The 11,958-nt window shown below is 74.4% G+C and carries 9 protein-coding genes; 6 read left to right on the top strand and 3 right to left on the bottom strand.

What is annotated here, in order from left to right; genetic code table 11:
• The 4 genes from NH602_RS21210 to NH602_RS21195 form a co-directional block, all read left to right on the top strand.
• On the top strand, positions 1–620 hold a 620-nt coding region (locus NH602_RS21210; RefSeq protein WP_253068713.1), incomplete at its 5' end, for a histidine kinase.
• 73 nt (positions 621–693) lie between these two features.
• Positions 694–1,428 (top strand): beta-phosphoglucomutase family hydrolase, encoded by a 735-nt coding sequence (locus tag NH602_RS21205; protein ID WP_100877782.1) that lies wholly within the window; start codon positions 694–696, stop codon positions 1,426–1,428.
• On the top strand, positions 1,425–3,809 hold the full coding sequence (locus NH602_RS21200) for a glycoside hydrolase family 65 protein (RefSeq protein WP_253068712.1): 2,385 nt from the start codon (positions 1,425–1,427) through the stop codon (positions 3,807–3,809). Before NH602_RS21205 ends, NH602_RS21200 begins: the two co-directional genes overlap by 4 nt.
• Before the next feature lie 276 nt (positions 3,810–4,085).
• Positions 4,086–6,359 (top strand): ATP-binding domain-containing protein, encoded by a 2,274-nt coding sequence (locus NH602_RS21195; protein WP_253068714.1) that lies wholly within the window; start codon positions 4,086–4,088, stop codon positions 6,357–6,359.
• A 7-nt stretch (positions 6,360–6,366) separates the two neighbouring features.
• On the opposite strand, the gene NH602_RS21190 is transcribed toward NH602_RS21195, so the two are convergent.
• The 3 genes from NH602_RS21190 to recQ form a co-directional block, all read right to left on the bottom strand.
• On the bottom strand, positions 6,367–6,942 hold the full coding sequence (locus NH602_RS21190; protein WP_253068711.1) for a DinB family protein: 576 nt from the start codon (positions 6,940–6,942) through the stop codon (positions 6,367–6,369).
• 114 nt (positions 6,943–7,056) lie between these two features.
• Positions 7,057–7,827 (bottom strand): gamma-glutamyl-gamma-aminobutyrate hydrolase family protein, encoded by a 771-nt coding sequence (locus NH602_RS21185; protein WP_253068710.1) that lies wholly within the window; start codon positions 7,825–7,827, stop codon positions 7,057–7,059.
• A complete protein-coding gene (gene recQ, locus NH602_RS21180; RefSeq protein ID WP_139282780.1) occupies positions 7,824–9,650 on the bottom strand; it encodes a DNA helicase RecQ in 1,827 nt (608 codons plus the stop codon). Before recQ ends, NH602_RS21185 begins: the two co-directional genes overlap by 4 nt.
• Before the next feature lie 367 nt (positions 9,651–10,017).
• On the opposite strand from recQ, the gene fgd reads away from it, so the two are divergent.
• A complete protein-coding gene (fgd, locus tag NH602_RS21175; RefSeq protein WP_179759876.1) occupies positions 10,018–11,022 on the top strand; it encodes a glucose-6-phosphate dehydrogenase (coenzyme-F420) in 1,005 nt (334 codons plus the stop codon).
• On the top strand, positions 11,019–11,798 hold the full coding sequence (locus NH602_RS21170; RefSeq protein WP_073574905.1) for an enoyl-CoA hydratase/isomerase family protein: 780 nt from the start codon (positions 11,019–11,021) through the stop codon (positions 11,796–11,798). The genes fgd and NH602_RS21170 overlap by 4 nt, the downstream gene beginning before the upstream one ends.
• The last annotated feature ends 160 nt before the right edge of the window (positions 11,799–11,958 follow it).

Genomic DNA, 11,958 nt, shown 5'->3' with positions numbered 1-11,958 from the left:
CCCGGCCCGGCGCGCACCGCGCCCCGGCCCCCGACGAGACCGTCCGCATCCGGGTCCGCGACGCCGTCCCGCGCGCCCCCGTGGACCCCGTGCCGCCGGCCACCGCCCCGGACGGCCCCTGGCACGGGCCGCTGTCGCGGCGGCTCGAGCAGCACTTCGTCTACAACACCCTCAACACCATCGCCTCGCTGGTGCGCACCGACCCGCCACGGGCCCGGGAGCTGCTGCTCGGCTTCGCCGACCTGTCCCGGGCCGCGGACCGGGCCGGGGAGCCCTCGATCCGGCTCGACGAGGAGCTCGCCGCCGTGCGGGCGTACCTGCAGATCGAACGGACCCGCTTCGGCGCCCGGCTGACCACCGAGCTCGACGACCCGTCCGGGGCCGGTGTCGACCCGTCGTCGGCGGTGCCGCCGCTGTCGGTGCTCGCCGCGGTCCGCCGCGGGGTGGCCGAGGAGATCGAGCCGCACAGCGCGGGCGGCGCGGTCCACGTGCGGCTGGACCCGGACGCCCCCGACGGGCCCGCGGCCCGGGTGGAGGTCCATCCGGCGGGCCCGGCCGAGCGGCCCGCCCGCGCCCCGCTCGTCCTGTTGGTCCTGCCGCTGGGCGTGCCCGTCGTGTGACACCCGCCGGCGGGGGAGTGGCGTGCACCGCCCGGGGCGACGGACCTTCATCGATCCGGATAGCGTGCGCGCCATGCTGGGGCTGCCCGACGGCACACGCGCGTGCCTGTTCGACCTGGACGGCGTACTCACCGACACCGCGAGCGTCCACGCCGCGGCGTGGAAGCAGATGTTCGACGAGTACCTCCGTTCCCGCGACGGTGACGGGTACACCCCGTTCGACGTCAACGCCGACTACGGTCCGTACGTCGACGGGAAGCCCCGTCTCGAGGGGACCCGCAGCTTCCTCGCCTCGCGCGGGATCGAGCTGCCCGAGGGGTCCCCGGACGACACCGCGGACACCGAGACCCTGTGGGGCCTGTCGACCCGCAAGAACGACCTCGTGCAGGAGCGGATCCGCACCGACGGAGTCGAGGTCTACCCGGGGTCGCGCCGCTACCTGGAGGCGGTGAAGGACGCCGGGCTCACCACCGCCGTCGTGTCCTCCAGCGCGAACGCCGAGCAGATCCTGCGGGTCACCGGGCTCGAGACCTTCATCGACCACCGCGTCGACGGCGTCACCGCCCGCGAGCGCGGCCTGCCCGGCAAGCCCGCTCCCGACACCTTCCTCGCCGCCGCGGCCGACCTCGGGGTGGACCGGTCCGCCGCGGTGGTGTTCGAGGACGCGCTGGCCGGCGTGCAGGCCGGCCACGCGGGGGACTTCGGCGCCGTCGTCGGCGTCGACCGTCTCGACCAGGCGGACGCGCTGCGTGAGCACGGCGCGGACGTCGTCGTCACCGATCTCGCCGACCTGCTGGAGCGTTCGTGAAGCCCGACCACCTGCCCACCTTCACCGTCGAGCCGTGGGTGGTCCGCGAACCGCGCCTCGACCTGGACGCGATGGGCCAGACCGAGTCGGTCTTCGCGCTGTCCAACGGCCACATCGGGCTGCGCGGCAACCTCGACGAGGGCGAGCCGCACGTCCTGCCCGGCACCTACCTGAACTCCTTCTACGAGGTCCGGCCGCTGCCGTACGCCGAGGGCGGCTACGGCTACCCCGAGTCCGGGCAGACGATCATCAACACGACCAACGGCAAGCTGATCCGGCTGCTGGTCGACGACGAGCCGTTCGACCTGCGCTACGGCACCCTGCACCGGCACGAACGGGTGCTGGACATGCAGGCCGGCACGCTGCACCGCGAGGTCGAGTGGGAGTCCCCGGCCGGGCGCCGGGTCCGGGTCCGCTCGACCCGCTTGGTCTCGCTGACCCAGCGCGCGGTCGCCGCGATCTCCTACGAGGTCGAGCTGGTCAGCAACGGCAACGACGGCAGCGGCGCCGCCGGTGACGCCGCCCTGCTGGTGCTGCAGTCCGAGCTCGTCGCCAACGAGCAGCTGCCCGGCCGCGACGCCGACGACCCGCGCCTGGACACCGCGCTGGACAACGTGCTGGAGCCCGAGCAGTCCCGCGCCGGCGACGCCGGGGCCACCCTGGTGCACCGCACCCGCAAGTCGGAGCTGCGCTGCGGCGCGGCGATGGAGCACGAGGTGCTCGGCCCGGACGGCGTCCAGGTGTCCACCGACGCCAACGAGGACCTCGCCCGCACCACCGTCATCGCCCGGGTCAAGCCCGGCCAGTCGCTGCGCGTGGTCAAGTACCTCGCCTACGGCTGGTCCTCGCGGCGCAGCCTGCCCGCCGTCTACGACCAGGTGCGCGCCGCCATCGCCGCCGCCCGGTACACCGGCTGGGACGGCCTGGTCGCCGAGCAGCGCGACTACCTCGACGACTTCTGGGCCACCGCCGACGTCGAGATCGACGGCGACGCCGAGCTGCAGCAGGCCGTGCGGCTGGCGACCTTCCACATCCTGCAGGCCGGCGCCCGCGCCGAGCGCCGCTGCATCCCGGCCAAGGGGCTGACCGCCGACGGCTACGACGGCCACACCTTCTGGGACACCGAGACGTTCTGCCTGCAGGTGCTGTCCTTCGTCGCCCCGGAGGCGGCGGCGGACGCCCTGCGCTGGCGCAAGTCGATCCTGCCGCTGGCCTTCGAGCGCGCCGAGACACTCGGCCTCAAGGGCGCGGCGTTCCCGTGGCGCACCATCCGCGGCCACGAGTGCTCCGGCTACTGGCCCGCGGGCACCGCGGCGTTCCACATCAACGCCGACATCGCCGACGCGGTGAAGCGGCACGTGCACGCCACCGGCGACACCAAGTTCGAGCTGGAGGTCGGGCTGGAGCTGCTGGTCGCGACCGCGCGGCTGTGGCGCTCGCTGGGCAGCCACGACTCGGCGGGCAACTTCCGCATCGACGGCGTCACCGGCCCCGACGAGTACTCCTCGATCGCGGACAACAACGTCTACACCAACCTGATGGCCCAGCAGAACCTGCGCTACGCCGCCGAGGTCGCCGCGAAGCACCCGAGGTCGGCGTCACGGCTCGGGGTGGACTCCGAGGAGATCGCGTCCTGGCGCGATGCCGCCGGCGCCATGTTCATCCCGTTCGACGAGCGCCTGGGCGTGCACCCGCAGTCCGAGGGCTTCACCGACCACCAGCGGTGGAACTTCGAGGAGACCCCGGCCGAGCGGTACCCGCTGCTGCTGAACTACCCCTACTTCGACCTGTACCGCAAGCAGGTCATCAAGCAGGCCGACCTCGTGCTGGCGATGCAGATCTTCCCGGAGGCGTTCACCGAGGAGCAGAAGCGCCGCAACTTCGCCTACTACGAGGCGATCACGGTGCGGGACTCGTCGTTGTCGGCGTGCACCCAGTCGGTGATGGCCGCCCGCACCGGGCACCTGGAGCTGGCCCACCAGTACCTCGCCGAGGCCGCCCTGGTCGACCTGCAGGACCTGGCGGGCAACACCGACCACGGCATGCACATCGCGTCGATGGCCGGGACCTGGACCGCGGTCGTGCTGGGCTTCGGCGGGATGCGCTGCGAGGCCGACGGGTTGTCGTTCGCTCCGGTGCTGCCGGCGTCGCTGTCGCGGATCTCGTTCGGCCTGAAGTGGCAGGGGCGCCGGATCCGGGTCTCGATCACCCCCGAGGAGACCGAGTACCGGCTCACCGACGGCGCCCCGATGCGGCTGCGCCACCACGGCGAGCCCATCGCGCTCGACGACGAGAGCCCGGCCACCGCGCCGACCCCCACCCCGGAGTGGGTGGAGCCGGTGGAACAGCCCCATGGACGGGCCCCGCGGGTCCGCGGCTGACCGCCACGTTCCGGGTGCGGGCGGGGGTGCCGGGCCCGGCCGGCTGATCCCGGTCCGTCACGTACCGGAAGGCCGTCCACCACTGGTAGCCTGGCCAGTCGCTCCGTCGGCGACAGGCTCGTCCTGGCACCGCGCGGACCCCTCGTGTACGTCCCCCCGGTGGAGGATCCCCGCGCCGTGCCCGAACCCACTTCCGCTGCCGGCTCCCCGGCTGCCGCGGCCGACCCCGCCGCGCCGGTCGACCCGGAGCTGGCCCACGAACAGTCCTACGTGGCCATGCTCTACGAGCAGCTCGAGGACCGCCGTCGCGACACCGCGCGCCGGCTGGCCGACACGCTGCGCGAGGAGACCGTCGGCACCCCGCAGGCCATCACCCAGCGCGACGCCGCCGCGGAGATGCTCACCGACCGGCTCGCCGGTCTGCGTGCCGCCGAGCACGGGCTGGCCTTCGGCCGGCTCGACGCGGACGACGGCGAGATCCGCTACGTCGGCCGCATCGGCCTGCTCGACGAGGACAACGAGTACGAGCCGCTGCTGATGGACTGGCGGGCACCCGCCGCCCGGCCGTTCTACACCGCCACCGCCGCGAACCCCGAGGGGATGCGGCGGCGCAGGCACCTGCGGACCCGGCTGCGGCAGGTCGTCGCGGTCGACGACGAGCCGCTCAACCTGGCCGAGATGACCGAGGCGGAGCGGGCGCGCTCGGGCTCGGGGCTCACCAGCGAGGCCGCGCTGCTGGCGGCGGTCTCCTCGGCCCGTACCGGGCGGATGGGCGACATCGTCGCCACCATCCAGGGCGAGCAGGACCGGATCATCCGGTCGAAGCCGTCCGGGGTGCTGGTCGTGCAGGGCGGGCCCGGCACCGGGAAGACGGCGGTGGCGCTGCACCGCGCGGCGTACCTGCTCTACACCCACCGCGACCGGCTCGCCCGGCGCGGTGTGCTCGTCGTCGGGCCGAACCCGACGTTCCTGCGCTACATCGGCCAGGTACTGCCCTCGCTGGGGGAGACCAGCGTCGTGCTCGGCACCGTCGCCCAGCTGTTCCCGGGGCTCGACGCGCGGCGCACCGAGTCCGCGGCCGCCGCTGAGCTCAAGGGCCGCGCCGAGATGGCGCCGGTGATCGCCGCCGCGGTGCGCGACCGGCAACAGCTGCCGCGCACCCCGGTCGAGCTCGTCGTGGAGCAGCAGCGGGTCGTCCTCGACCGGGACACCGTCGCCCAGGCCCGCACCCGGGCCCGGCGCTCCCGCAAGCCGCACAACGAGGCCCGCCGCATCTTCCGCAAGGAGCTGCTGCGGCTGCTCGCCCAGCAGGTCGCCCGTCGCGTCGGCGGCGGCGAGTCCGGCCTGCTGGACCGGCGCGACGTCGACGACATCCGCGACGAGCTCGCCGAGTCCGCCGAGGTCGCGACGCAGCTCGAGGAGCTCTGGCCGACGCTGTCGCCCGAGCAGCTGCTCACCGACCTGTTCGCCGACCGTCGCCGGCTCAACTCGGTGGCCCGGCGGATCCCGGCACCCGAGCGGGCCCTGCTGGAGCGCCCGGCGCCCGACGCCGACGTGCCCCCGGACCTGCGCTGGACCCCGGCCGACGTCGCCCTGCTCGACGAGGCCGCCGAGCTGCTCGGCGACGACGGCGCCGCCCGGGCCGCCGCCGAGGCCGCGGCGCTGCGGGAGGAGGTCGAGTACGCCCAGGGCGTGCTCGACGTGCTCGACCTGGAGGAGGACCTCGACCCCGAGCTGCTGCGTGCCACCGACATCATCGACGCCGACCGGCTGGCCGAGCGCATGCAGGTCTCTCGCTACGACTCGACCGCCGAGCGGGCCGCCGCCGATCGTGAGTGGACCTACGGCCACGTCATCGTCGACGAGGCGCAGGAGCTGTCGGCGATGGCCTGGCGGATGGTCATGCGTCGCGCCCCCGCCCGCTCGATGACCCTGGTCGGGGACATCGCCCAGACGGGGGACCGCGGCGGCGCCGGGTCATGGGACGAGGTGCTGTCGCCGTTCGTGGCCCGTCGATGGCGCCTGGAGCAGCTCACCGTCAACTACCGGACGCCGTCGGAGATCGCCGACGTCGCCGACGACGTGCTCGCCGAGATCGACGCCTCGCTGCAGCCGCCGTCGTCGGTGCGCTCGACCGGGGTGCCGCCGTGGGCGGCCGCGCTGCCCGCCGGGGCCGACGGCGACCGGGTACTGGCCGAGCGGGTGCGGGCCGAGCGCGACGCCGTGGGCGACGGCCGCACCGTCGTCCTCGCACCGCTGGCCCGACTGGACCGGGTCCGCGCCGCCCTCGACGCCGCCGGGCTCACCACCCCCGGGCCCGCGGAGGGGGAGTCCGAGCTGGACGCCCCGGTCGTCGTGCTGCCCGTCGCGGCGTCGAAGGGGCTGGAGTTCGACGCCGTCGTCGTCGTCGAGCCGCAGGAGATGCTGGACGAGTCCCCGCGCGGGCTCAACGACCTCTACGTGGCGATCACCCGGGCCACCCAGCGCCTCGGGGTGCTCCACTCCGGGGACCTGCCACCGGTGCTCAAGCGGATCGGGCGGGCCGGCTGAGCTCGGCTCAGCCTGCCCGGTAGAGGTCGCGCAGCAGCGCGATCTCCGCCCCGTGGTGGATGACCTCCCGGTGGATGTGCAGCACCAGGGTGGCCATCGGCGCGTCGGCGTAGGGGCCCTCGGCCGGTCCGCACGGCCGGGCGAGGCCCTCGGCGCCGAGCGCGGCGACCCCGGCGGTCCAGCGGGCGTACTCGGCGTCGAGTGCGTCGAGCGCCTCCGCCGCGGTGCCGGGATAGGCGTAGGAGTCGTAGTCGACGGCCGGGCCGCCGAAGTGGGAGTGCGAGCGCATCGCGAACACCCCGACCAGGAGGTGCCCGAACCGCCACGCGATCGTCGTGACCGGCGGCGGCTCCGGGGTCGGGAAGGCGAAGTCGATCACCCAGTCACCGGACCCGGCGCCCGGCGGGGTCACCGACCCCCCGCGGGGGCGCACGCCCCAGCAGCCGGGAACCGGCTCCCAGTGGTACTCCTCGTCGCCGAGCCCGGCCAGCCGCGGGCGCAGCGCGGTCTCCCAGTGGAACGTCAGCTGCGCGAGCAGCTCGCCGTTCCAGTCGACACCCGTCCTCGTCCCCATCTCCGTCATGACCCCACAGTCTGGCCCCGATCGCGGACACCGACTGCCCGCGTCCACACCCCCTGTCCGGTCGGCACACCCGTTGCGGCAGGTGTGGACACCGGACAGGGGTGTGGATCCGGGTCAGCCGGCGAGGCGGGCCGGGCGGACGGCGCGGCTGCGGGCCCGGGTGGCGGCGGCGACCAGGGCACCGGCCAGGCGAAGGTCCTCGCCGTCGCGCTCGGGATGGGACTGGACACCGACCACCCAGGGCGCGTCGGTGCCGCCGGGGCCCGACGGGTCGCTCCACTCCAGCGCCTCGACGACGTCCCCGGCGCGGGCGGACACCCGCAGCCCGGGGGCGACGCGGTCCACCCCCTGGTGGTGGTGACAGCGCACCGTCACCGGGCCCGGACCCAGGATCTCCGCGGCCCGGGTCCCCGGCTCGGTCAGCACCGGCACCGGCGCGTACACCCCCGGTCCGGCCGAGTGCGCTTCGGCGACCTGTGCACCGACCACGTCGGGCAGGTGCTGGTGCAGCGTCCCGCCGAGCGCCACGTTGAGCAGCTGCAGCCCGCGGCACACCCCCAGCACCGGGATCCCGCGGCCGAGCGCCCGGTGCAGCGCCGCCACGTCGGCGGCGTCACGCCCGGTGCGCGGTGTGTCGGTGTGCGCGCCGGCCACTTGCCCGTAGCGGGCCGGGTCGACGTCCTGGCCTCCGGTGAGGAGGAGCCCGTCGAGTGCGTCGACTGCCTCCTCGGCGCCGGCCACCGGGGCGAGCAGCACCGGGACCCCGCCCGCGGCGAGCACCATGTCGACGTAGGTGCGGGGGACCAGCACGACGTCGTCGTCGCGCATGATCCAGTAGTCGGCCCGCTCGCTGTAGCAGCTGATGCCGATCAGCGGGCGCGTCACGAGTCCGCCCCGCGCAGCACGTCGATCACCTGGTCGCCGTAGCGCGCGAGCTTGCCCTCGCCGATCCCGGAGATCGTGCCCAGCGCGGCCCGGTCGGCGGGGGCGCGGGTCGCGATCTCCCGCAGCGTCGCGTCGTGGAAGATCACGTAGGCGGGAACGCCCTGCTCTTTCGCCGTCGCCGCCCGCCAGGCCCGGAGCCGTTCGAACACCGGCGCGAGCTCGGCCGGCATCTCCACGGCCGGCTTCGACCCGCCCCGCGACCGCGACGACCGCGCGGCGCGTTCCGGCTCACTGCGCAGCATGACCTTCTGCTCGCCGCGCATCGCCGCCGGGGACTCCTCGGTGAACCGCAGCGTCGAGTAGTTCCCGCCGACGGTCAGCAGCCCGCGCGCGACGAGCTGGCGCAGTACGTTGCGCCACGCGACGTCGGTCAGCTCGGTCCCGACGCCGAACACCGACAGCTCGTGGTGGCGGTGCTGGTCGACCTTCGGGGTGCGTTTGCCCAGCAGGATGTCGACGACCTGCCCGGCGCCGAACTCCTGGTTGCGCTCCTTCTTCAGCCGCCACACCGTCGACAGCACCTTCTGCGCCGCGACCGTGCCGTCCCACGACGACACCGGCGTCAGGCAGGTGTCGCAGTTCCCGCACCGCTGGGCATCGGGCCTCTGCCCGAAGTAGCGCAGCAGCTGCGCCCGGCGGCACTCGGTGGTCTCGCACAGCGCGAGCATCGCGTCGAGGTGCTGGGCCAGGCGCCGCTTGTGCGCGGCGTCGCCCTCGCCGTCGTCGATCATCTTGCGCTGCTGCACGACGTCGGCGAGCCCGTAGGCCAGCCACGCCGTCGACGGTTCGCCGTCGCGGCCGGCACGCCCGGTCTCCTGGTAGTAGCCCTCCACGGACTTCGGCAGATCGAGGTGGGCGACGAAGCGGACGTCGGGCTTGTCGATGCCCATGCCGAACGCGATCGTCGCGCACATGACCAGCCCGTCCTCGCGCAGGAACCGGGACTGGTTCTCCCGGCGCACCGACGCGTCGAGCCCCGCGTGGTAGGGCAGCGCCCGGATGCCCTGCGCGGTGAGGAACTCCGCGGTCTCCTCGACCTTGCGCCGTGACAGGCAGTAGACGATGCCGGCGTCCCCGGCGTGCTCGGCACGCAGCAGCTCCAGCAGCTGGCGACGCGGCTCGTTCTTCGCGACGATCCGGTACGCGATGTTGGGCCGGTCGAAGCTCGCGACGAAGGCCTGAGCCCCGGTCAGCTCCAGGCGCTGCGCGATCTCGGTGCGGGTCGCGTCGGTCGCGGTCGCGGTGAGCGCGATCCGCGGGACGTCCGGCCAGCGCTTCGGCAGCTCGGAGAGCAACAGGTAGTCGGGCCGGAAATCGTGCCCCCACTGCGCGACGCAGTGCGCCTCGTCGATCGCGAACAGGGCGATCCGGCCGCGTTCCAGCAGCCGCACCGTGGACTCGACCCGCAGCCGCTCCGGGGCGAGGTAGAGCAGGTCCAGCTCGCCCGCGAGGAACTCCTGCTCGGTGAGGCGGCGCTCGTCGGCGTCCTGGGTGGAGTTGAGGAACCCGGCCCGCACCCCGAGCGCGCGCAGCGCGTCGACCTGGTCCTGCATCAGTGCGATCAGCGGCGACACCACGACCCCGGTGCCCGGCCGGGCCAGCGCCGGGACCTGGTAGCACAGCGACTTGCCGCCGCCGGTCGGCATGAGCACCAGCGCGTCCCCGCCACCGGTGACCTGCTCGACGATCGCCTGCTGCTCGCCGCGGAACGCGTCGTAGCCGAAGACGCGGCGCAGGATCTCGTGCGGGTCGCTGCTGTGCACCCGCTCCGGGACCGGCTCCGGCTCCGGCAGCCGCCCCGGCCCGGGCACGGCGGCCCAGGCGTCCTCCGGTGGGGGCTCGTCGCCGTAGTCGTCCTCGGGCTCGGGCGGGAGCGGGATCTCGTCCGGGTCGGAGGCGTCGAACACGTCGTCGATCGTACGAGCCCCGCCGCGTGCGCCCCGCCCGGCACTCACCTCGCGGCACCGCGGACCGCGCCCGGGCCCGGGCCCGGGGCGTGGCCCCGGTCACCGCCCGTGTGTCGCGGGCGCCGCGGTGCTGCGCCGGACGGCCCCGGGGTGTAGCAAGACCTGCAGGACCAGCGGCGTTCGCAGACCGGGCGCCGGGCGATCACGCGAGAAGGACGGATCCGTGGATCTGAAGATCGGGTACAAGGCGTCGGCCGAGCAGTTCGGCCCCCGCGACCTCGTCGAGTACGCGGTGCTGGCCGAGGAGCTCGGGCTCGACAGCGTCTGGGCGTCGGACCACTTCCTGCCGTGGCGGCACGAGGGCGGGCACGCCCCGGCCGCACTGCCCTGGATGGCGGCGGTGGGGGAGCGCACGAAGCGGGTGCAGATCGGCACCTCCGTGCTCACCCCCACGTTCCGCTACAACCCGGCGGTGCTGGCCCAGGAGTTCGCCACGATGGCGCTGCTCACCGGCAACCGGGTCGCACTCGGCGTCGGCACCGGCGAGGCGCTCAACGAGATCGCGGTGTCCGGGCGGGAGTGGCCCGAGTTCAAGGAGCGCTTCGCCCGGCTGCGCGAGGCCGTGAAGATGATGCGGGCGCTGTGGACCGAGGAGTCGGTCAGCGTCGAGGGCGAGTACTACACCTTCGTCGACGCCATGATCTACGACCGGCCGGAGCAGCCGGTGCCGATCTACGTCGCCGCGGGGGGCCCGATGGTCGCCCGGTTCGCAGGCCGGTTCGGCGACGGGTTCATCTGCACCTCCGGCAAGGGCATGGACCTCTACACCGACAAGCTCCTCCCGGGGGTCGAGGAGGGCGCGGGCAAGGCCGACCGCGACGCGGGCGCCATCGACAAGATGATCGAGATCAAGATCAGCTACGACCGGGATCCCGACGCCGCGCGGGAGAACACCCGGTTCTGGGCGCCGCTGTCGCTGACCGCGGACCAGAAGAACTCCGTCGACTCCTCACAGGAGATGGAGCGCCTGGCCGACGAGTTGCCGATCGAGCAGGTGGTGAAGCGCTGGATCGTCGCGTCGGACCCCGACGAGGCCGTCGAGCAGATCAAGCCCTACCTCGACGCGGGCCTGAACCACCTCGTCGTGCACGGACCGGGGCACGACCAGCGCCGGTTCCTGACGCAGTTCACCGAGGACGTCGCGCCGAAGCTGCGGGCGCTCGCGTGAGCGCCGCGACGGGCGCCGCCGCCGTCACCCGCGACGGGCGGGTGCTGCGCTGCCGGGTCTCCACCGGCCGTCACGGCACCCTCGACGGGCCCGCCATGGCCGAGGTCACCGAGGCGCTGCTGGCGCTCGACCCGGCCGAGACCGGAGCGGTGCTGGTGCACGGCGACGGCGAGAACTTCTGCACCGGCGGTGACGTGCGGGCCTTCGCCGGGGCCGAGGACCGCTACGCCTACGTGCACGGCCTCGCCGACACCTTCCACTCCATGCTGCGCCCGCTGGCCGCCTCCCCGGTGCCCACGGTCGCTGCCGTGCCGGGCTGGGCCGCCGGTGCGGGCATGAGCATCGCGCTGGCCTGCGACCTCGCCGTCGGCGGGACCTCGACCCGGATGCGCCCCGCCTACCCCGGCATCGGGTTCTCCCCGGACGGCGGGATGACCTGGACGCTGCCGCGGCTGATCGGCGCAGCGCGGGCGCGGCGGGTCCTGCTCACCGACGAGGTCCTCGAGGCCGAGACGCTGGCCGAGCTGGGGCTGCTCGCCTCTGTCGTCGACGACGACCGGGTGGCCGACGAGGCCGCCGCGGTCGCGCACCGGCTCGCCCAGGGACCGACGGCCGCGCTGGGCCGCATCCGCGGGCTCCTGAGCGTGACCTGGGACCGGGGGCTCGACGAGCAGCTCGCGGCCGAGGCGGACTCCATCGCGACCTGCGCCGCGGGTCCGGAGGGTGCCGAGGGGCTCGCCGCGTTCGGCGAGAAGCGCCGCCCGCAGTTCCACTAGCCACCGCACACGACGAGGGGGCGCGACCGTCCGGTCGCGCCCCCTCGTCGTGTGTGTTCTCGGTCAGCGCCCGCTGGCCGGGCTCCCCGCGACGACCCGGCGCGAGCGCTGCGGGCCGCGGCCGGTGCCGGGCATGCCCACGGCGAAGCGCCGGGCCGGG

This window comes from Pseudonocardia sp. McavD-2-B (genome assembly GCF_024124365.1).
Taxonomy (GTDB): Bacteria; Actinomycetota; Actinomycetes; order Mycobacteriales; family Pseudonocardiaceae; genus Pseudonocardia; species Pseudonocardia alni.
Note: the sequence above shows the minus strand (reverse complement) of the source record. Positions and strands in the feature narration are given on the sequence as shown.